Origin of the sequence: Actinomadura violacea (genome assembly GCF_017573465.1) — a bacterium.
Lineage (GTDB): Bacteria > Actinomycetota > Actinomycetes > Streptosporangiales > Streptosporangiaceae > Spirillospora > Spirillospora violacea.
On the sequence record NZ_JAGEPF010000016.1, the window covers coordinates 174631 to 193743 of the forward strand.

General features: G+C 72.3%; 21 protein-coding genes. 8 read left to right on the forward strand and 13 right to left on the reverse strand.

Going from position 1 to position 19113, the window contains the following annotated elements; genetic code table 11:
- Positions 1 to 51 precede the first annotated feature (51 nt).
- The 10 genes from J4709_RS26305 to J4709_RS26350 are packed head-to-tail and all read right to left on the reverse strand — an operon-like array spanning position 52 to position 9609.
- The gene (locus J4709_RS26305; protein WP_208244464.1) at positions 52 to 1590 is read right to left on the reverse strand and encodes an amino acid adenylation domain-containing protein; all 1539 of its coding nucleotides are present in this window, start codon (positions 1588 to 1590) and stop codon (positions 52 to 54) included.
- Positions 1587 to 2531 carry a hypothetical protein gene (locus J4709_RS26310; protein WP_208244465.1) on the reverse strand — a complete coding sequence of 315 codons (945 nt, stop codon included), beginning with the start codon at positions 2529 to 2531 and terminating at the stop codon, positions 1587 to 1589. Before J4709_RS26310 ends, J4709_RS26305 begins: the two co-directional genes overlap by 4 nt.
- Positions 2528 to 3124 (reverse strand): 4'-phosphopantetheinyl transferase family protein, encoded by a 597-nt coding sequence (locus J4709_RS26315; RefSeq protein WP_208244466.1) that lies wholly within the window; start codon positions 3122 to 3124, stop codon positions 2528 to 2530. The genes J4709_RS26310 and J4709_RS26315 overlap by 4 nt, the downstream gene beginning before the upstream one ends.
- On the reverse strand, positions 3121 to 4215 hold the full coding sequence (locus J4709_RS26320; protein ID WP_208244467.1) for an acyl-CoA dehydrogenase family protein: 1095 nt from the start codon (positions 4213 to 4215) through the stop codon (positions 3121 to 3123). Before J4709_RS26320 ends, J4709_RS26315 begins: the two co-directional genes overlap by 4 nt.
- Positions 4208 to 5383: an acyl-CoA dehydrogenase family protein gene (locus tag J4709_RS26325; RefSeq protein ID WP_208244468.1), complete on the reverse strand. Its 1176-nt coding sequence runs from the start codon at positions 5381 to 5383 to the stop codon at positions 4208 to 4210. Before J4709_RS26325 ends, J4709_RS26320 begins: the two co-directional genes overlap by 8 nt.
- Positions 5380 to 5631 (reverse strand): acyl carrier protein, encoded by a 252-nt coding sequence (locus J4709_RS26330; protein ID WP_208244469.1) that lies wholly within the window; start codon positions 5629 to 5631, stop codon positions 5380 to 5382. The genes J4709_RS26325 and J4709_RS26330 overlap by 4 nt, the downstream gene beginning before the upstream one ends.
- A gap of 2 nt (positions 5632 to 5633) precedes the next feature.
- Positions 5634 to 6908: a type III PLP-dependent enzyme domain-containing protein gene (locus J4709_RS26335; RefSeq protein ID WP_208244470.1), complete on the reverse strand. Its 1275-nt coding sequence runs from the start codon at positions 6906 to 6908 to the stop codon at positions 5634 to 5636.
- The gene (locus J4709_RS26340; RefSeq protein ID WP_208244471.1) at positions 6901 to 8391 is read right to left on the reverse strand and encodes a class I adenylate-forming enzyme family protein; all 1491 of its coding nucleotides are present in this window, start codon (positions 8389 to 8391) and stop codon (positions 6901 to 6903) included. Before J4709_RS26340 ends, J4709_RS26335 begins: the two co-directional genes overlap by 8 nt.
- 3 nt (positions 8392 to 8394) lie before the next feature.
- Entirely contained in the window at positions 8395 to 8652 is a 258-nt protein-coding gene (locus J4709_RS26345) for an acyl carrier protein (RefSeq protein WP_208244472.1), read from the reverse strand.
- Between the two features lie 54 nt (positions 8653 to 8706).
- Positions 8707 to 9609 (reverse strand): hypothetical protein, encoded by a 903-nt coding sequence (locus J4709_RS26350; RefSeq protein WP_208244473.1) that lies wholly within the window; start codon positions 9607 to 9609, stop codon positions 8707 to 8709.
- Positions 9610 to 9843: 234 nt separating this feature from the next.
- Here J4709_RS26350 and J4709_RS26355 point away from each other — a divergent pair, with 234 nt between their 5' ends.
- From J4709_RS26355 to J4709_RS26375, 5 genes are all read left to right on the forward strand, one after another.
- Complete coding sequence (locus J4709_RS26355; RefSeq protein WP_208244474.1) at positions 9844 to 10353, forward strand: flavin reductase family protein; 510 nt, start codon at positions 9844 to 9846, stop codon at positions 10351 to 10353.
- A complete protein-coding gene (locus tag J4709_RS26360; protein ID WP_208244475.1) occupies positions 10350 to 11615 on the forward strand; it encodes a TrpB-like pyridoxal phosphate-dependent enzyme in 1266 nt (421 codons plus the stop codon). Before J4709_RS26355 ends, J4709_RS26360 begins: the two co-directional genes overlap by 4 nt.
- A 281-nt stretch (positions 11616 to 11896) precedes the next feature.
- Entirely contained in the window at positions 11897 to 12913 is a 1017-nt protein-coding gene (locus J4709_RS26365; RefSeq protein ID WP_269757422.1) for a TrmB family transcriptional regulator, read from the forward strand.
- A gap of 24 nt (positions 12914 to 12937) precedes the next feature.
- Positions 12938 to 13504 carry a CGNR zinc finger domain-containing protein gene (locus J4709_RS26370; RefSeq protein ID WP_208244477.1) on the forward strand — a complete coding sequence of 189 codons (567 nt, stop codon included), beginning with the start codon at positions 12938 to 12940 and terminating at the stop codon, positions 13502 to 13504.
- 23 nt (positions 13505 to 13527) lie between these two features.
- Complete coding sequence (locus J4709_RS26375; RefSeq protein ID WP_307801569.1) at positions 13528 to 14019, forward strand: flavin reductase family protein; 492 nt, start codon at positions 13528 to 13530, stop codon at positions 14017 to 14019.
- A 33-nt stretch (positions 14020 to 14052) separates the two neighbouring features.
- Here the strand turns inward: J4709_RS26375 and J4709_RS26380 are convergent, their stop codons facing one another.
- Positions 14053 to 15012, reverse strand: coding sequence for a DUF8094 domain-containing protein (locus J4709_RS26380; protein ID WP_208244478.1), 960 nt, complete (start codon positions 15010 to 15012; stop codon positions 14053 to 14055).
- 346 nt (positions 15013 to 15358) lie between these two features.
- Here J4709_RS26380 and J4709_RS26385 point away from each other — a divergent pair, with 346 nt between their 5' ends.
- The gene (locus J4709_RS26385; RefSeq protein WP_208244479.1) at positions 15359 to 17119 is read left to right on the forward strand and encodes a recombinase family protein; all 1761 of its coding nucleotides are present in this window, start codon (positions 15359 to 15361) and stop codon (positions 17117 to 17119) included.
- 72 nt (positions 17120 to 17191) lie between these two features.
- Here the strand turns inward: J4709_RS26385 and J4709_RS26390 are convergent, their stop codons facing one another.
- Together J4709_RS26390 and J4709_RS26395 are read right to left on the reverse strand one after the other, a co-directional pair.
- The gene (locus J4709_RS26390; RefSeq protein ID WP_208244480.1) at positions 17192 to 17392 is read right to left on the reverse strand and encodes a hypothetical protein; all 201 of its coding nucleotides are present in this window, start codon (positions 17390 to 17392) and stop codon (positions 17192 to 17194) included.
- 220 nt (positions 17393 to 17612) lie between these two features.
- On the reverse strand, positions 17613 to 18095 hold the full coding sequence (locus J4709_RS26395) for a helix-turn-helix domain-containing protein (protein WP_208244481.1): 483 nt from the start codon (positions 18093 to 18095) through the stop codon (positions 17613 to 17615).
- A gap of 258 nt (positions 18096 to 18353) precedes the next feature.
- On the opposite strand from J4709_RS26395, the gene J4709_RS26400 reads away from it, so the two are divergent.
- Both J4709_RS26400 and J4709_RS26405 read left to right on the forward strand, forming a co-directional pair.
- A complete protein-coding gene (locus J4709_RS26400) occupies positions 18354 to 18626 on the forward strand; it encodes a hypothetical protein (RefSeq protein WP_208244482.1) in 273 nt (90 codons plus the stop codon).
- Entirely contained in the window at positions 18623 to 18829 is a 207-nt protein-coding gene (locus J4709_RS26405) for a hypothetical protein (RefSeq protein ID WP_208244483.1), read from the forward strand. Before J4709_RS26400 ends, J4709_RS26405 begins: the two co-directional genes overlap by 4 nt.
- Positions 18830 to 19113: the final 284 nt, after the last annotated feature.

Genomic DNA, 19113 nt, shown 5'->3' on the forward strand with positions numbered 1-19113 from the left:
TCCTCGTAACAGGTCATGCCGTTACATAGGGACTTGCCCGGGCGGCGGGAGTTATGCGCCCGCCAGCGCCTCGATCCGGCGGCGGTCGATCTTGCCGTTCGGATTGAGCGGGAACCCGGGCATCCGGGTGAACGCCCGCGGCACCATGTACCAGGGCAGACTCCGCCCGGCGTGCTCCCTCAGCTCCCCCGCCGGGACCTCGTCGCCGGTGTAGGCGACGCGCAGATCGGCGGCGTCGCCCTCGCCGGCCACGAGCGCCACCGCGTCCTCGACGGACCGGTGGCCGCGCAGGACCGCCTCGATCTCGCCGAGCTCGACGCGGTAGCCGTGGATCTTGACCTGGCCGTCGAGGCGGCCGAGGTGCACCAGCGCGCCGTCCGGTCCCCGCTCCACCCGGTCGCCCGTCCGGTACCAGTGCCGGCCGGTGAGGGGTTCGGAGCCGTCGTAGGACACGGCCGGGCCGCCGCCCGGCTCGTACGAGACGAACCGGCCCGCGTTGTCGGCGGGATCGAAGTAGCCGGGGAAGCGCTGGACGCCGCGGACGCACAGCTCGCCCTCCTCGGCGGGCCGCCCGTCCTCGTCCAGGATCACCGACTCCAGCGACGGGTGCACCTCGCCGATCGGCACGGTCCCGTTGCGGGTGGCGGGCCACGACGCCGGGTCCGCGGGCAGCCGGTGGCCGGTGCAGGTGATCGTCAGCTCGGTGGGGCCGTAGAGGTTCTCCAGCGTGCTCGCGGGCGCGGCCTCGTGCCACGCGGCGGCCTGCCGGGTCGTGAGCTGCTCGCCGGCGAACAGGCTCCAGCGCAGGTCCGGCATGCTCCCGGGCGGCAGGCGGCGCATCCGCCGGGCGAGCGAGACCACCGACGGCACCGAGAACCAGTGCGTGATGCCCCGGTCCCGGACGAAGCCCGCCGGGTCGCTCACCTCGTCCTTGGCCGGGACGACGAGCGTGGCGCCCGACCCCCAGGCCACGAACATGTCGAACACCGACGGGTCGAAGGTCAGGTCGAACGTCTGCGAGAACCGGCAGCCCGGCCCGGCCCCGTACCGCTCGATGTTGTACGCCAGGTAGGGGGAGACGTTGCGGTGCTCGATCGGCACCCCCTTGGGCGCGCCCGTCGAACCAGAGGTGAACAGGATGTAGGCGACCGGCTCGGGATCGTCGGCCACGGCCGGTGCCCCGGCCCGTCCGTCCGCTCCCTGCCGCAGGGCGTCGCCGCGCACGATGGCCCACGGTCCTTCGCGCAGCGGCCCGGACGGCTCCTCTCCCGTGATCACGACGTCGACGTCCGCCGACCGGGCGATCGTCTCGTTGCGCTCCGGGGGGAAGACGGGGTTGAGCGGGACGACGGTCGCGCCGAGCCGCAGCGCGGCGAGGTAGCCGGCGTAGGTCAGCGGGGTCCGCTCGGCGGCGAGACCCACGCGCCTCGGGCGAGGTCCGCGCGCCGCGGCCAGCGCCGCCGCCACCCGTTCGCCCGCCCGGGCCAGCTCGCGATAGGTCAGCTCCTCGCCGCCCGCCTCGAGTGCCGTCTCCTCCGGATGCCGGGACGCCGCGTCCGCGAACCACTCGTACAGGGTCCGCTCGGTCATGTCTTCGCTCCTTCCATCTCCACTCCGTAGCCCTGCGCGGCCAGCGGCTCGCGCAGTTCGTCCTCGATCCGGCTCAACTTGCCGAACGCGGTCGTGATGAGCGACGGGCGGGCGCGGCCTCGCTGCGCCGATTCGTGCGCGAAGCGGACGGCCCGCGGCAGCTCGTTCCAGGCCGCGTACGCCTCGTCCGCGCCGTCGAGCCGGTCCCGCAGACGCTCGTAGCGGAAGGTGTGGTGGCGGGCCACGGCCCAGACGTCCTCCAGTAGCCGTCCGCTGGCGGGCCCCGAAGCGAAGTGCTCGGCGAGCCGGTCGAGCGCCCGCGCCGGATCGGTGATCCACTGCCCGGGCAGGACGGTGCCGTCTCCGGACTCGTCGGGGCCAAGCGCCAGCCACTGGTGGTCGCCGTCCGGGGGCACCGGCACCGGGAACCCGAACGCGTGCTCGTTGCGCCGCCGCTGCTCCGCCGGGAGCGGGTCGCGGGGCCGCAGCAGCCCGGCGAACTCCTCCCCGCCCAGCCGGCCGTCGAACGGCAGTTGCTCGCCGCCACCGGGCAGCAGTGCGGAGAACCGGTCGACGATGTGCCAGTGACCGTCCTCGAAGCCGGTCACCAGGAGGTAGTGCGGCGCGCCCGCGTCGGCGCCGGGTGACCACGGCAGCAGCGAGCTGTCGGCGACCACGAGGACCTGCCCCTGCGCCTCCAGCTCCGCCCTGATCTCGCGGAGCGCCGTGTCGCGGTCGCGTGCTGAGCGGTACCGCAGTTCGCCGCCGTCCGGCAGCCGGTGCAGCGGCATCGCGTGATGCGAGATCGCGAGCGATCCGTCGGGCAGGTCGGTGCGGACGGCCACGCGGATGGAGCGGGCCACCCGGTCGGCCGGATCGGTCTCGTGCCGTTCGAGGTAGGCGACGAGATTGCCGGTGTAGCAGCTGAGTCCGTCGCTCATGAGAATCCTTCCGTTGCGTAGGCGCAGGACACGGGGACCGGAAAGCGGTCCGGCAGGCTGCGCCAGGTGAAGCCGTTCCAGTGGCCGCGGTGCTGCCCGACCTCGACGGGGATCCGCCACGGAGCACCCGCCAGCCCCAGACCGGCGGCCTTCACACACGCCTCCTGGACCGTCCAGATCCGGACGAACTCGCGCCGTCCCCGCTCCGGCGGGAGCCGGCGGAGCGCGCCGAGCGCGGTGCGGGAGCAGCAGCGTTCCCGCAGGCCGGGGGAGACCGGCGCGGGGACCTCGGCGTCCACGCCGACGCGGTGGCCGAGGCCGACACCGGCGGCCACGTACCCGCCGCTGTGCGACACGTTCACCCCGATACGAGGGTGGGCGGGCAGGTACGGCCGACCGTTGCGCCCCTTCGCGACCCGGGCGCCCGCGAGGGCGGGGCCCGCCGAACGGGTCAGCAGGCCGTCCAGCAGCACACGGCCCGCGCGGTGCTCGTCGGCCGCACCGTCCGGCAGGACGTCGGCGACGCGCGCGAACACGATCGCCACCCCCTCGGCGATGTCGACGACGGCGCCGTTCAGGACAGGGCCGCTCATGACGCCTTCTCCAGCAGTTCGGGCGTGTGGTCGGCGATGCCTTCGAGCATCGTCTCCGTCGTCCCGCCCGCGATGCCGAACATGGCCGCCTCGGCCCGCAGCTCCTGGAGGCCGCCGACCGCGAAGCCGTCGGCGCCGTGCAGATGCGCGGCCTCGTCCAGCACCAGCCGGACCGTCTCGCCCCCGGCCGCCTTGAGCAGCATGGCCTGCGCCGGGGACGCACGGCCCTGCCGGCAGGCGCCGTCGCACAGCGCGTCCAGGCGCCGCTGCTCCAGCAGCGCGCGGGCGAACCGCTGCCGCACCGAGCCGATCTCCCACAGCGGACGGTCCCGCATCGTGCGCGCGGTGAGCCGTTCGTGCAGGCCAGCCAGGACGCGGCGGCACAGCGCCGACGCCCACAGGGCGCTGGCGAGGCGCTCGGCCGCCATCCGCCGGGCGAACTCGGCCAAGCCCTGGCCGGGGCGCCCGATCACGTGCGACCGGTCCAGCCGCACGCCGTCGAACGTCAGCTCGCCGAGCCCCGATCCCGCGAAGAAGCGGGTCGGGGCGGCGGCCCGGCCGACGCCGTCGCGGTCGGCCGGGACCAGCAGCAGGGTGAAGCTGGTGAAGTGGTCGCCGGGACGGTGCCGGGCGAGGACGAGCGCGTGGTCGGCGGTGGTGGCGTTGACGATCCACTGCTTGCCGCCGTCCAGCCGCACCTCGTCGCCGTCCAGCTCCACCCGGGTGGTCAGGGCCGTGAGGTCCGACCCCGCGGCGCCCGCGTCGGTGGCGGCGAGCGCCACCACCGCGCGGCCCGCCACGGCTTGCTCGGCGACGCGCGCGACGGTCCCGCCGTCCCGGTCGCGCCGTCCGAGCAGGATCGGGAGGGCGCTGGCGGCCTGCACGCAGACGGCGAGCGTGGTGCCGAGATCGTGCCCGGCGTCCAGTGATGCGAGCAGGTCGCGCAGCGCGAACGGGTCGAGCCCGAGGCCCGGGTCGGTGCCCGGCCCCTCGTACAGGTCCTGCAGCGCGCCCTCGTCGCCGAGCTTCCTCCACAGCGCGGTGCTGTCGGGTACGGCGGTTGCTTCGGGTGCAGCGGTGGTGTCAGGCAAAGCGCACCTCCGCGTCCATCAGCGTCAGCGCCCCGTCGGCCTGGTGCAGCCGGTCGTTGGCGTAGTTCAGCGAGGCGGACCGCAGGTCGCGCAGCGTCCGCTCCAGCGCGAGCTTGGAGCCGCGCAGGTAGCCGTGCCGCATGCCGGTCAGCTCGACCAGCTCGTCCACGGCCGCGTGGCACTGCTCGGACGCGGTGAGCTTCACCGCGTTGAGCAGCAGCTGCACCGACGGGGCCGACAGGTCCGCGCCCTCGGCCTGGCTCGTGTACCGGACGAGGCCGTGCTCGATGAGCGCGTGCACCGTGTCGAGCCGCTGGCGGATCCCCGACAGCCGGGTGAGCAGCAGCTCCGACCGCAGGTCGCGCTTCTTGCGCTCGTCCGGCTCGCGGAACATCCGCAGCGTCCGGCTCAGCGCGCCGGCGGCGGCGCCCAGCCAGCAGGTCGCCCAGCCGAGGTGCGCCAGCGGCGCGAACACGCGCGTGCTCATCTCGCGGAACTCGCCGTGCCGGCCGACGACCTGCGCCGCCGGGACGTCACCGACGATCTTCATCGGGACGCTGTGCGTGGCGCGCATGCCGAGCGGGTTCCAGCCGCCGACCTGATCGAGGTCGAGCTGGTCGCGGTCGGCGTACACCAGCGACACCTGGCCGGGCGACTCGGCGTCCGGCGCCAGCATGGTGATCAGGAACCCGTCGGCGTGCGCGCCGCCGGTCACCACGGGCGCCATCCGGTCCAGGTGCAGCCACTCGCCGTCGCCCGCCAGCGGCGACTGCGAGGTCAGCAGGTGGCCGCCCTTGCCGGGCTCGGTGGTCACCGACGCGATGTACACCTCGCCGCGCGCGATCCGCGGCAGCAGCGACGCGCGCAGCTCCTCGCCCGCGTACTCGGCGAGCGTGGCGACCTGCTGGCAGTGCATCGCGAAGATCATCCCGACGGACATGCATTCGCGGGAGAGCCGGTCGCTGATCTCCAGCATGTCCCGGACGGTGCCGCCGAGACCGCCGTGCTCCGCCGGGACGAGCAGGCCCAGCAGCCCGCTGCGGCGCAGGGAGTCCAGGGCCTCGGTGGGGAACCGCGCGTTCTCGTCGGTCTCGGCGGCGTGCTCGCGCACGACCTCCAGGACGTCCGGCAGCAGCTGCCGCACGTCCGGCGCGCCGGTGACGCTCATGACCGGCCTCCCGAGTCGCGCTCCTCGTCGACCGCCTGCCAGAGGCTGTCGGCGGTCTCGAACGTCCGGTCGTTCAGGCGCTCGTCCGGCAGCGTCACCTGGTAGCTGTCCTCGATGTCGAACAGCAGCTCGATGGCCTGCATCGAGTCCAGGCCGAGGTCGCGCAGCCGCGCGTCGGGCCGGACCTCCTCGCCCTCGGGCAGGAACCGCAGGTACGGGCGCAGCAGGGTGGCGAACTGGTCTTCCATGACTACCTCCTCGGTGTCGGGGTGATCGGGTCGGTGGTGCGGTGGATCTCCAGGCGGCCGCGTTCGAGCACGCCGGCGCCGTCGACGACGACCTCGTCGGGCAGCGGGTGGCCGAGGAACAGCGCGAGGCTGGCCGACAGCCCGTAGGCGCCGACGTTCGGCACCACGGCCACGTCGCCGCGGCTCAGCTCGGCCGGCGCCTCGCCGCGGCGCGTCCAGGTGTCCAGGGGCGTGCAGAGGGGGCCGCTGACCATGGCCTCGCTCACCTCCTCCGGCTGCTCGGACGCGTCCGCTGCGGCGGCGCCATCGGGTGTGGTGAGGTCGGGCAGGATCGGCGGGACGCGGCGCAGGCCGGCCATGCCGCCGAGGTGGTTGATGCCGGACTCGCACACGACGATCCGGCGGCCCTGCGACTCCTTGACGTCCAGCACGCGGGTGACAAGGCGCCCGCAGGTGGCGGTCAGGTACCGGCCCGACTCGAACGCGACGCGCGGCCGCCCCTCCTGCCAGCCGGGGAAGGCGTCCGCGAGCAACTCCTTGAGCCGCGCCGCCAGGCCCGGGAAGTCGGGAAGGGCGCCGTCGCGGGCGTAGGGGGCGCCGAACCCGCCGCCGAGGTCGAGCGTGCGGAGCGGGAACCCGAGCCGCCGCTGGACGCGGGCGGCGGCGTCGACCGCCACCGCGAACTGGTCGGCGAGGGTGTCCTCGTCGGCGAGGTTGGTGGCCAGGTAGAGGTGGACGCCCTCGACGTCGACGGCTTCGTAGCCGCTGAAGTGCTCGGGTTCGGCCTCGATCCAGCGCAGGTCGGCGCCGAACTGCGACGGCGCCCCGGTCATCGCCAGCCCCACGCCGGGGATCGGCTGCTCGGGGTTGACCCGCAGCAGCGCGCTCACCCGCACGTCCCGGCTCCGGGCGATGTCGTCGAGCTGCCTCATGGCCTCGGCGGAGTCGACGGAGAACCGCCGCACACCGCCGTCCAGGGCCCGGTGGACGTCCCGGTCCCGCTTCCCGGGGCCGGTGTACAAGATCCGCTCAGGCGGGACGCCGGCCTCGGACGCGGCGGCGAGTTCGCCCTCGGACGTCACCTCGGCCTCGCAGCCGAGAGCGTGCAGGCGCCGGACGATCGCCGGGTGCGGGTTGGCCTTGAGCGAGTAGTACAGGTCGCTGGGCTGCGGCAGGAACGAGGTGAGCTGGGCGTGCGCGGCGTCGAGCTCGGCCAGGTCGTAGACGTAGGCCGGGGTCCCGTCCGCAGCGATCCGGTCGACGGGCGGCTCAGGCATGGACGCCCTCCTCCAGCCGGGCCCGCAGGGCCTTCTTGTCGGTCTTGCCGTTGGCGTTCACCGGCAGTTCGGCCACCGCGTGGCAGCGCTGCGGGACCTTGAAGGTCTCCAGGTCGTCGCGCAGCCGCCGCTGGACCTCCGCGGGCTCGGCGCCGCCGGTGACGAACAGGACGGCCTCCGCGCGGTCGCCCTCCGGGGGCAGTACGGCGGCGCCGTCCACGCCGGGCAGCCGCCGGGCCGCGGCCTCGACCTCCACCGCGCTCACCCGGAACCCCTGCTGCTTGTAGACGTCGTCGCGCCGTCCCCGGAAGTGCAGGTAGCCGTCCTCGTCGACCATCCCGTAGTCGCCGGTCCGCAGCTCGGGGAAGAGCCCCTCGCGGCGCGGGAAGCGCTGCTCGTTGAGCTCGGGGCGCCGCCAGTAGCCCGCCATCACGTGCGGCCCGCGTACGACCAGCTCGCCCGTCTCGCCGGGCGGCAGCCGGCGGCCGTGCTCGTCGACGGTGAACGCCTCGGTGCCGGCGAGCGGCCTGCCCAGCGCGCCGGGGCGGCGCAGGTCCTCGTCCGGCTCCATGATCGAGACGCGCTTGCACTCGGTGAGCCCGAACATCAGCTGGACGCGCAGGTCCGGCAGCACCTCGCGCAGCCCGTCCAGGACGCGCCGGGGCATCGCGGCGCCGGTGTTGGTCATCAGCCGCAGCGGCGGGAGCCGGTCGGCGCCGCGGCGCAGCATCCGCAGCAGGCCGTCGGCGACCGGCGGCACGGCGGGCAGCACGGTGGCGCGGCTGCGCAGCAGGTTCGCCAGCAGGCTCGGGCCCGCCTCGGCGGCGCTGCCCAGCCAGACGTGGGAGCCGGCGATCGCGCCGAGGAAGAGCTGGTAGAGCCCGTAGTCGAAGGAGAGCGGCAGCGGGCAGTACACGGTGTCGTCGGCGCGGTAGCGCAGCCGGTCCTGGATCGCGCGGGCGGCGAAGACCATCTGCGCGTGGGTGGAGACGACGGCCTTGGGAAGCGCGGTCGTGCCGGAGGTGTAGATGAGGCAGGCCGGGTCGTTGGCCAGCGGCTCGTCCTCGGTCACCGGTCCGTGCGCGCCGGGGCCGGGGACGGCGTCGGCGAGTCCCGCGACGGCGACCCCGCATTCGGCGGCGGTCTCCGCGGCTTCAGGGTCGTCGGCGACGAGCAGCGCCGGCTCGCAGTCGCCCAGGATGTGCCGCAGCACGTACCCGCGCACCTGCTCGTGCACGACGGAGAAGACGACGCCGATGCGGGCGGCACCGTACAGCAGCGCCGCGAGACGCGCGTCGGGCATCGCGGTGACCACCATCCGGTCGCCGCGCCGCAGGCCCCTTTCGGACAGCCCGGCGGCGACGCGGCGGGCGGCGTCCCGCAGTCCGGCGTAGGTCAGCGTGGTGTCGGCCTGGGTGACCGCGGCGGCCTCGCCGTCGCGGTCCGCGGCCTGGTCAAGCAGGTGGTGCAGCAGCTCGCTCATCGGTCACACCGCCTTCGCGCCGGCCGCCGAGCGGGCGAACAGCTCGCACAGGGCGTCGAGGTGATGCAGGTTCTCCGGGCGCAGGTCGGCGGGGGCGATCTCCACGCCGAGCCTCTCCTCGAGCCGCTCGACGATGTCGACCACGCGGAAGGAGCTGAAGGTGGGCAGCTCGGTCAGCGGGTCCGCGGCGACCAGGCTCTGCCGGTCGACCGCGAGCACCTCGGCGGCGGTGTCGATCACTTCGTCATGGACGGTGGGCATCGGGCCTCCTCGTCATCGGGTGGGTCGGGGGCGTTCGGGGCGGGACGGGCCGGTTCAGGCGGCGGAGCGCTCCGCCAGCTCGGCGTCCTCGGCCAGCAGGTCGGCGAGCGGGCCGTACAGGTCGGGCGCGGGACGGTCCCGGCGCACCCTGCGCAGCCCCACGTACACCTGCTCGGCGAAGCCGGCCCACGCCTGCGCGTGGTCGCGCGCCCGGTCGGCCGCCTTCGCCTGGGGGTCGGCGCACTGCCAGGCCGCGTGCAGCGCCCGGTCGCGGGCCAGCAGCCAGGTCTCGAGCGTCAGCCGCTCGACGGAGACCTTCGGGTCGGGGTGCTCCCGGTACGCCTCCACGTACCGGTCGCGCGCGGCGTGCGTCTCGGCCGCGGTGAGGTGCTCCCGGTTGGTCTCCGGGGCCGGCGGGACGCCTGGCGTGCACGGCTCGACGTCGAAGAGCCGCAGCCCGGCGCCGGCGAGGTGCGCGTCCAGCTCGTCGCGCGGGTAGGAGTGCCATCCCGGCCGGGCGGGCCCCCACTCGGTGTCGTTGTGGTAGGCGTCGACGACCGTGGCGCGGTCCGGGTCCTCCTCGTCCAGAACGAGGAAGCTGTGCTCCATGTGCTGCCGCTCGAAGTAGGGTCCCCACGGCAGGGCGAACGCGTCGGCCACCGCGTAGAGCGGGCCGCCGGTGAGGTCGCCGGCGCCCCGTTCGCTCGTCGCGAGCCCGAGCAGCCGGGCGGCCGCCGCGAGGCGTTCGTCGAGCTCCGGCTCGACCGTGGGCAGCGCCCCGGGCGAGGAGTCCAGCGGCCGGACGTCGAACCGGAGCGGCGCGCCGAGCCGCAGATGGGTGTCCGTCCCGTGGAACCGGTCGGCGAGCACGCCCAGGTTCACCTGGATGCAGTCCATCACGGAGGCGTGCACGCCCCCCGCGTCCCGGGGCACCGTCTGTGTCTGGTCCTCGATCACGGTTGCTCCTGATCGGTCGATTCAGTCGATCGATTTCCAGGAAATAGCCGTGCGGGCCGTCCCGCCGCCCGGCGACAGGTTCATGCCAGGGCGCCGCTGACATCAACCTGACATTCGGTGTTCCGCGCACGCCCCCGGCCGACACTGAGGGAAATGCGGCACGCGACAGGATGCGTGCGTTCGATTCACATTGGTCAACGGGCAATTCACCGCCGATCGAAGGGACGGTTCCAGGTGTCTGCGGAGATCATCGAGAACAGGTACGCGGAGAAGAACAAGGAGGTGAGCGAGCGGTATCTGCGGGACGTGTTCGGCTCGTTCGTGACCGGCGTGACCGTGGTGACCGCCGCGACCGGTGACGGCTTCGCCGGGTTCACGGTCAACTCCTTCACCAGCGTCTCCCTGACCCCACCGATCGTGCTGTTCTGCGCGGATCTGGGCTCGGCGACGGCGACCCGGATCGAGGGATCGGGGGCGTTCGCGGTCAACATCCTCGGCCGCCACCAGAAGGAGCTGTCCGACCGGTTCTGCACGTCGGGCTGCGACCGCTTCAGCGGGGTCGAGGTCGCCTCGGCCGCCACCGGCGCGCCGATCCTGCACGACGCCCTCGCCTACGTCGACTGCGAGCTGGACGGCGCCGCGACCGCCGGCGACCACCGCATCCTGCTCGGCCGCGTCCTGTCGGCCGGCCGGCTGTGCGACGACAAGGAACCGCTCGCGTTCTACCAGGGGGGTTACCGGTGACCGGCGGCGTCGAGGTTCCCACGCACTGGTACAACGTCCTGGCCGAGCGCGGCATCGAGCTGCCCCCGGAGCGGGCGGCGGATCCGTCCCCGGCCGGGGGCGGCGGGCTGTCGGCGGCCGTCCCGAAGGCGCTCGTCCGGCAGAACATGCCGCTGCGGCCGTGGGTGGAGATCCCCGAGCCGGTGCGGGAGGCATACATGGAGTGGCGGCCGACGCCGCTCGTCCGGCTCCGCCGCCTGGAGGCTGCTCTCGGTACCGAGGCCCGGCTCTACATGAAGTACGAGGCCGGCAACGTGGCGGGCTCGCACAAGTACCTCACGGCCCTGGCCCAGGCGTACTACTACGCCGAGGCCGGCGTGCGCACGCTGGTGACGAGCTCGGCCGCCGGGCAGTGGGGGACGGCGGTGGCCGCCGCGGCCGCCCGCTTCGACCTGCGGTGCGTCGTGCACATGGTCCCGGGCAGCTTCGATCGCAAGCCCGGGCGCCGCGCGGCGATGGAGCTGCTCGGCGCCGAGGTGCTGCGCGGCGCGGAGTCGGCGCCGGGCGGCGGGCGCGGCACCGCGCTCAGCGACGTGATGAGCGAGGCGATGAAGCGCGCGGGGGAGACCGAGGGCGGGCGCTGGATCCTGGGCGGCAGCGAACCGTTCGCGATCCTGCACTCCACGGTGATCGGCGCGGAGACGCGCGAGCAGCTCGCCGGGCTGGACGAGGACGGCGAGCCGGTCCTGATCGGCTACCTGGGCGGCGGCAAGAACGTCGGCGGGCTCGGCCTGCCCTTCCTCGCGGACGGCGGCGAGGCCGCCATCGTGCCGGTCGAGTCGAGCTCCTACCCCGTGCTGACGCGCGGCGTGTACCGCTACGACGCGCGCGACCGCGCAGGCCACGGCTCGCAGGCGAAGATGTTCACGCTCGGCAGCGGCTATGCCGGTGCCCCGATCCAGGCCGAGGGGATGCGCTACCACGCCGCTCCCAAGCTCTTCAGCGAGCTGCGGGCGCGCGAGATGGTCCGTCCGGAGGCCTACGACGAGAAGCCCGTGTTCGACAGCGCCCGGCTGCTCCTGCGCACCGAGGGGCACCTGCCGTCGGCCGAGGCCGCCTATGCCGTGCACGCGGCGTGCGAGATGGCGGGCAGGCCCGAGAACGCCGGACGGCCGCTGGTGTTCTGCCTCTCCGACCACGGCCACTACGACGGCGACGCCTACCGCGCCTACCTCGACGCGCAGCTCGCCGGACGGTCGCCGGAGGACTCCGAGATCGCCTAGGCGCGCCGACGGAGGGCGGCCGGTTCCGGAGCGCGCCCCCGAAGTGACGGTGCGTTAACGAGGATGCCCCGAAACGAACGATCCAGAGCGGCCGTTTCGGCGGGACGTTCGGTGGTCCGCTATTTCGAAGTTCGAAAACCCCCTCGATTACGTGGGAATACTCCGGGCGCCCGGGTCTCGTGCGTTTATCTCTCCTCTCGGGTGCTACGAAGACCTGGGTGCCCGGCCAGGGAAGCGCGGGCCGGACTTCGCGACCAGGGGTGTACTCTCACATGCTGGATATGCTCGGTCTGGAGGAAGTGGACAATATCGTCTACGGGCACATCGTCCACCGTTTCGATTGCACGGCGGAACAGATCGCAAAGGCGCTCGGGCTTCCTTCCCGCCAGGTGGGCGACAGCATCGCGCGGCTCATCCGCGCGGGGCTCGTCTGCACCGAGCAGGTCGGCAGACTGCGCCCGACGGCGAACGGCCCGATGGTCGCCGCCGACCGGCTGCGCGCCCAGGTGGACGCCGAGTACGCGCGCAAGCGCAGCAGCATCACCACGCTCTACGGTGAGCTGGCGGGGCTCCTGGAACGGCATCCCGTGCTCGGCTCGGTCGGGCTCGCCCCCACCGTGGACCGGATCGGGGACCCGGAGGCCGCCCGGCTGCAGGTCACCGAGCTGCTCGGCGCGGCACGCCGGGAGGTCGCGCGGATCACCCCGGCCGGCGGACCGGGCGCGCCGGACCGGACGCACCTCGACCACGAGCCGGCGGAGCTCGCCGCGCTGCGCCGCGGGGTCCGCCTCCGCCTGGTCTATCCCAACGGCTTCTTCGCCGACGACCGGCTGCGCGACACGGTGCGGCCCCGGCTGAACGAGGGCGGCCAGGTGCGGATGCTGCCCGAACCGCCCGTCGACCTGCTGCTCCTGGACCGGCAGGCGGTCGTCCTCACCGAGACCGGGACCGGCCCCAGCGGCCACGCGACGCTGATCGTCCGGGGCCGCGGGCTGGTCGAGGCGCTCGACGCCCTCTTCCAGAACTGCTGGTCGCAGGCGAGCTGCATCGACCACCTCCTGGACGGGGCGGAGGAGCGCGCCGCCGGGGATCCGCTCCGGCTCGCCGCCACGGACCGCGCCATGCTCACGCTGCTGGGCGGAGGGGCCAAGGACGAGCTGGTGGCGCGGCGCCTGGGCGTCTCGGTCCGGACCGTGCGGCGCCGGGTCTCCGAGCTCCTGCGGATGATGAACGCCACCAGCCGCTTCCAGGGCGGCGTGCTCGCCGAGCGGCGGGGATGGACCGGACATGGCACGTAACGTGTCAAGGCGTATCATGGCAGGGTGGCGTCCGCGGGCACGCGCATCCAACGGCTGCGCTTCGACACCGGGGCGACGTGGCTCGACCTCGTCGCCACCGTCGGCGACGCCTACGGCGAGACGCCGGTGGAACGCCTCCGCGACGTGGCGAGGCTCCGCGAGTGGCTCGACGCCGAAGGCCTCCTCCCGGAGCACGCGCCGGGTGAGGACGACCTCGTCCGGGCGCGCGAGCTGCGCGAATCCCTGCGTGTCCTGGCGCTCGCCACCCTGCGGGGGAACGCTTGGCCGCCCGGCGACGTCGCCCGCGTCAACGAGCACCTCCGCGCCGACGAGCCCCTCGAACTCCGCGACGGGCCGTCCGGGCCGCGGACCCGCCCGCCGGCGACCACCCGGGCGGCGCTCGGCCGCGTCGCCCGCCAGGCGGCCAGGCACCTCACCGGGCCCGAGGCCGGAATGCTGGGCGCCTGTCCCGCCCGCGACTGCGGGATGCTGTTCCTGGACCCGACCGGCCGGCGCGTCTGGTGCGCCGCCGAGATCTGCGGCGTCCGCCACCGCGTCCGCGAGCACCGCCGGCGCCGCGCCGCGGGGTGACCGTGCCCGCATAGGCTGGCGGGGTGGACAGCGATGAGTTCGTCGCCGGGTTCGATTACCCGATGTTCGTGGTGACGGCGGCCGATCCGGGCACGGGGGAGCGGGCCGGGTGCCTGGTCGGGTTCGCTACGCAGACCAGCATCGACCCGTTCAGGTTCCTGGTGTGCCTGTCCCGGCGCAACCGCACCTACAGGACGGCCACGGCGGCGACGGTCCTCGCCGTGCACGTCCTCGGCCGGGACGAAGGCCAGCGGGAACTGGCCGCCCTGTTCGGTGCGCGGACCGGTGACGACGTCGACAAGTTCGCCCGGTGCTCCTGGCGTCCGGGACCCGAAGGCGTACCCCTGCTCTCCGCGGCCCGCCGCCACCTGGTCGGACGCGTCCTGGAGCGCGTCGACCCCGGAGACCACGTCGGTTTCCTGCTGGACCCGATCGAGGTGGCGGGGGACGGCGGGGCCGCCCCGCTCACCTTCCGCACACTGCCGGACCTGCAACCGGGCCACCAGGCAGGCTGACCCGCCGGCCTGGCACGGCCGGAAGCGCCGCCGTCAGCTACCGGTCGCCAATATCGAGTGGGTGGCGCTGGCGAGGACGGCCGCCGGGCCGGTGGGCGGGACATGGGTGGCGAACTCCCACAGGCGGTCACCCGAGAAACGGGTGTAGTAACGCTCGGGGCCCAGCCCGAAGAAGACCTGGTCGGGCCGGAACCAGACGTCGGGGCGTATCGCCGTGTAGGTCTCCGACTGGGTGGCGACGCTCACGACCAGGGCTCCGCCGTCGGTCGTCTTGAGCGCGTAGACCGGTTGGGGCCGGGCCTTCCAGTTCGTGCCCCCCGACCACCGGTGCCCGCCGTTGGTCCTGTTCACCGACTTGGCCCAGCTCTTGCCGAGCTGCGACGTGAGCGGGCCCGGGGCGAACCCGGCGGCGGGGCGCTTGCCGGCCGCCGCCGCACTCAGGTAGTCGGAGAGCCTGGTGCCGACGCCGAGGGCGGCTCCGGTCGTGATGGCCGTCGCCGAGCCGTCGGAGTTGCGGGCGATCGCCGGGAACTTCTGGCCCTTCGCCAGCCATGGGCCGGCGGTCGCCTTGTAGGAGCCGCCTCCGGTGTCCAGGAACACGAGCATCTCGGTCTCCCCGCCATCGGTCGACGTCGCCGTAACGGCGAACCACGCGGGACCCGTGGTGCGCGGGATGTAGAACTGAGCATCCCGGTAGAAGAAGGCGGAGATCTTCTTCTCCTGCTTGGCGCGGATGCGCTTGTTGCCCGCCAGGTCGACTTCCAGCATGGGGCCGGTCTCGTTGGAGCGCAGCAGCGCGTCGGAGACCTGCGCGTTCGCTCGGTTGTTGACCTTCTGGTAGTTGGCGAAAACGGCCTTGGCCTGCGCTTCGGTCACCGGCGTGACCGCGGGCGGCCGGCTCGGCGAGGTGCGGGGACCGGTCGTGTCCTTGTGTCCGTCGGCGGCACTGGTGCCGCATCCGGCGGCGAGCGTTCCGAGGACGGCGGCCCCCATCACGACATGGAGTCGAACTCTCGGCGGCCGCTTCGTGTCTGGCACCCTCGTGCTCCCGTCTTGCCCGGCCGTACGTGGTCGACGGCCTCCGGAGATGACAGTGCGCGAGTTGGAGCAGGTCGCAACCAGGCCGCCTGCATGTGGCGGCGTAGGGCGACCGCGTCCCCGGCCGCCCGCGTGTCGGAGAGCGGTCAGCCGCCGTCCGGGGCCCGCCACATCAGCCACACCGGCGGGCACCCCTTGCCGGGCATGGCCAACTCCCGCGTCACCCGGAACCCGAACCGCTCGTAGTACGGCACGTTCCTACTTCTGTTCTGTCAAGGGTTCTTCGGCTAGCGTTCGCCGCATGACAGCAAGAAGCCGACACCGCGCAGAGGAGTCGACCGCCGATGCGGCGGTGCGGGCAGCGGGTGACGTGAGGCTCCGAGCAGCGATCTACGCGCGAGTGTCGAAGGACATGCGCAACGGCAGGTCTGTGGCTCAGCAGGAGGTGGAGGGCCGCGCGCACGTCGCGCGTGAGTCGTGGGACCTGGTGGGTGTCTGGGTCGACAACGACCGGGGAGCCTCCCAATGGTCCAAGGGGAAACGGGAGCACTGGGAAGATCTGAAAGATCAGGTCGCTGCGGGCGAGGTCGATGTCCTTGTGGTGTGGGAGCCGTCGCGGCTGACCCGTGACCGGCTGGTGTGGGCGACGCTCGCTGCGATCTGCGAGCGGGAAGGCGTGAAGATCGCGGCGTCGGGTCGTCTGTACGACCTGTCCGACCCGGACGATGCCTTCCAACTCGACCTGTACTTCGCGCTGGCGACCCGCGAGGTCGGAGTCACTCGCAAGCGAGTCATGCGCGACACCAAGGCCCAGGCCGAGAAGGGGCACCCGCACGGTGGGATCGCCTACGGCTACTACCGGCTGTACGAGGAGACGACCGGCAACCTGATCAAGCAGGTACCCGACTATCGTCGCCGGCTGAACGTGTGGGGCGTGAACTTCGTGCTGTGGCTGGCGGTCGTAGGCCACCCCGATCAGTGGTGTACGCCTCTTGGGCGGTGGGCGTTGGGCTACCGGGTCTGGGATGCGGCGGGTACGGCTATGCCCCAGAGGAAGCGCAGGCCGCCATGGTGGGCTCTCGGCCCCCTCTTCACGCCCGATAATCACCGGATCGAGTGGTACACCAGAGCCGACATCGTCACCGATGTGGTGGTGCCCCGTTCCCTCGCCGGCGATCCTGAGTTCGCGATCTGCCGGGAGCTCACCGAGCGGGGGATTCTGACCTCTGCACTGTCGGGTTGGGAGCCGGTAACCCTGCGATATCTCCTGGCGAATCCGACCTACGCCGGGTACCGGAGATATCGAGGTCAGCTGTACCCGGCCAAGTGGGCCCCGCTGGTCACGCTGGAGGACCACCAGGCGCTGGCAGGCAAGTACGGGCGGGGGACCTGGGAGGGGAAGAAGCCGTCGGCGGTGAGCCGTGAGCACACGGTCAAATACCTGCTCAGCGGCCTGCTCACGTGCGGAGTGTGCGAAGGTCCATGCAACACCGCGTGGACCGGCACAGGCGAGCGCCGGCGCCGCTACTACACATGCATCGGCAGAGGCAGACTTCCCGGCCGCAGCCACTGCACCGCGCGTCCCTTGGCGGAGATCGACCTGTACGTCACCGAACTGGTCATCGAGTGGCTGTCGTCGCCTGAGGCTGCCGAGGTCATGATGGTGGATACGCGGTCTGCGGTGGACCTGCGCAACCTCATGGATCGGCAAGAGGACCTGACTACCCGGCTGGATCAGCTGTACGAGAACGCTGGCTTGAACGGGATGTCCGACGAGCTGCTCGCAGCGACCGAACGGAACCTGAAGGCGCAACTCGACTCGATCTCTGACCAGATCAAGGCTGGGCAGCGCTTCCCGGTGTTGCGCGACCTGGTGAAGCCTGACCGGGCTGATGTGGAGGCTGCCTGGGATCGGCTCGCCGACAACCTGCCGCGTCGTCGTGAGGTCATCAGGACCCTTTTCACGCGGCTGGAGCTCCAAAAGGTGGGGCGCGGCCGGCGCTATATACCGATCGAAGACAGCATCAAGGTCACGTGGCGGGAGTTCGACAAGGCAGCCTGATGACATGGCGAGGCCCCGGCGCGCTCGTGGCGGGCCGGGGCCTCCTTCTGCGGTCCGTTACGTGGGGCGCCGTTAGCTCTGTTGAGCCTTGCGTCCGGTGGTTGCGGCAGCGTCATATCCGTCCACGAAGCCGGCCTGGTAGGCGGGCTCGGCGGGCTGTGGTGGTCGCTCGATCGCCTTGAGCAGTAGCACCGTGGCGGTGATGCTGGCCCACGCGAGCATCGGGAACCGAACTCGCTCAGGCAGGTCCGGGAGCGCGATCCACACGGCCATGGCAGCGGCCCCGCTGCCGAGGAGTAGAAGTTTTCGCAACCCTGTCTCCCAAATACGTCCTCCGACATCGCCCTACCCCCGGCTGGTTCATGAAGAGGACGCCCACCTGCCCACGATTGGATACCGCCCGGTCTGTACGTGATTCAACTGAAACATTACGGACGCGTAATGCGACAATATTGTCACATGACGTAATTAGCGACGGCGCGTCAAGGGCCTGTCAACGATCAGAGCCGCGGATGCCGAGCTGCCGGCGGGCCGCTGATGACTCCGCGATGGGCAGCATGACCTTGGCCATCGCCGCCTGCGGCTCCCGCTGGATCCAATCGTGCAGCGCTTCAAGGGACTCCTCTGGGTGGGTGCGCACCCACTGCAACGCGAGCGTCCGGGAGCTGACGGGCGGCTGAATGCCTCCCAGCTCCTCTGGGCGAAAGAAGCCGATCAGCACGGCAAGCTGGGGCGCCGGCGTCTCCATGACGTCGGCGAGCATCCGCAACGTTGCCCAGTCGTCGGGCATTCGGACCCCGCGTCGCCAGAACCCGATCGTGCTGTTGTTGATGCCGATCTCGCCCTGAAGGTCGACGTTGGACATGCCGCGCGCGGTCATCTCCCCCTCCAGCCACTCTCCGAAGCGCCGAGCGGCCTCGACCTTGGCCTCCTCTCGGCGCCGGCGGGCCTCCAGCATGCGATCTCGATCGGACATCTGCTCCACCCTCTGAGGTCTCAGTCCGCGCTGATGCAGACGGTATCGCCTTAGTACAGCGTTGGAACGCCCTGGATGCTAGCGCCGCCGCAGAACGCGGGCGGTTTTCGCTGCTCGAAACGGCACGTCTTACCTACGCGCCACGACTCCCTATCTGCCTCTGCGCAGAGTGTCGATGACGAACGCTTCTCCGATCTTGCGCAAAGGCGGAGCGCTGTTCTAGCCTCTGTCCACACGCAGAGACGAACGGGGGTGTTAGTGGAATTGACCCCGGAGCAGCGGCGGGATCGGGCGAGGCAGGCAGTACAGGTCTCGTGGCAGAAGACCGAGGATCCGGCCGCCCGCACGGAACCCGCCCGAGCCGCGGCCCTCAAGCGGTTCGAGAACCAGGTCGATCCTGACCGGGTTCTGCCCGAGGACGAGCGCCTCCGTCGGGCGAACGAAGCCAAGCGGCAGTTCTACAAGAGGCTGGGCAAGCTTTCCGCCGCCGCCCGGCGGGCTCGCCGTGAGGCCACCAGGGCGGCTCTGTGAGCACCCTCGCCGAACTGCGCGCCTCGGTGCCTGCCGAGAAGCGTGCGGCGATCCGGCAGGCCGCGCACCGCGAGGTCGCCGAGAACGCGCCTGCTCCCACCCCGCAACACATAGCCCGGCTCGCCCCGCTCTTCGCCGGCGAGGCCAGGCACATCATCGCTCGGCACGCCCAGATCGAGCCGGAGCACACAACAGCGGCTTAACGGCGAACGGCCCCCAGACCGTGAATCCGGGGGCCGTCCCAGGCCGTGACCCGCAGACAGGAGACAACGGGTCGTGAAGAAGAGTATGCAGCAGCCGACGGCCAACCCGAAGCGCGCACGATCAAGGAAGCGCTTGTGGGCCGCGGCCCATTCCGACGCTACCTACAAGCGTCTGGCCGACCATCGCGAGCGGCTTCCCGACGACGTCATCGCGCGGTGCGCCGCTACTGGCTGCTCCCACGGGACGCGGACCCACTGAGATGCCGCGGATCGAGTATGTGCCC

What these genes read in the sequence shown, in the direction of transcription:
- J4709_RS26305 (WP_208244464.1), bottom strand. Translation starts at nt 1,590, where the DNA reads ATGACCGAGCGGACCCTGTACGAGTGGTTCGCGGACGCGGCGTCCCGG.
- J4709_RS26310 (WP_208244465.1), bottom strand. Translation starts at nt 2,531, where the DNA reads ATGAGCGACGGACTCAGCTGCTACACCGGCAATCTCGTCGCCTACCTC.
- J4709_RS26315 (WP_208244466.1), bottom strand. Translation starts at nt 3,124, where the DNA reads ATGAGCGGCCCTGTCCTGAACGGCGCCGTCGTCGACATCGCCGAGGGG.
- J4709_RS26325 (WP_208244468.1), bottom strand. Translation starts at nt 5,383, where the DNA reads ATGAGCGTCACCGGCGCGCCGGACGTGCGGCAGCTGCTGCCGGACGTC.
- J4709_RS26330 (WP_208244469.1), bottom strand. Translation starts at nt 5,631, where the DNA reads ATGGAAGACCAGTTCGCCACCCTGCTGCGCCCGTACCTGCGGTTCCTG.
- J4709_RS26335 (WP_208244470.1), bottom strand. Translation starts at nt 6,908, where the DNA reads ATGCCTGAGCCGCCCGTCGACCGGATCGCTGCGGACGGGACCCCGGCC.
- J4709_RS26340 (WP_208244471.1), bottom strand. Translation starts at nt 8,391, where the DNA reads ATGAGCGAGCTGCTGCACCACCTGCTTGACCAGGCCGCGGACCGCGAC.
- J4709_RS26345 (WP_208244472.1), bottom strand. Translation starts at nt 8,652, where the DNA reads ATGCCCACCGTCCATGACGAAGTGATCGACACCGCCGCCGAGGTGCTC.
- J4709_RS26365 (WP_269757422.1), top strand. Translation starts at nt 11,897, where the DNA reads ATGCTCGGTCTGGAGGAAGTGGACAATATCGTCTACGGGCACATCGTC.
- J4709_RS26380 (WP_208244478.1), bottom strand. Translation starts at nt 15,012, where the DNA reads ATGGGGGCCGCCGTCCTCGGAACGCTCGCCGCCGGATGCGGCACCAGT.
- J4709_RS26385 (WP_208244479.1), top strand. Translation starts at nt 15,359, where the DNA reads ATGACAGCAAGAAGCCGACACCGCGCAGAGGAGTCGACCGCCGATGCG.
- J4709_RS26390 (WP_208244480.1), bottom strand. Translation starts at nt 17,392, where the DNA reads ATGGCCGTGTGGATCGCGCTCCCGGACCTGCCTGAGCGAGTTCGGTTC.
- J4709_RS26395 (WP_208244481.1), bottom strand. Translation starts at nt 18,095, where the DNA reads ATGTCCGATCGAGATCGCATGCTGGAGGCCCGCCGGCGCCGAGAGGAG.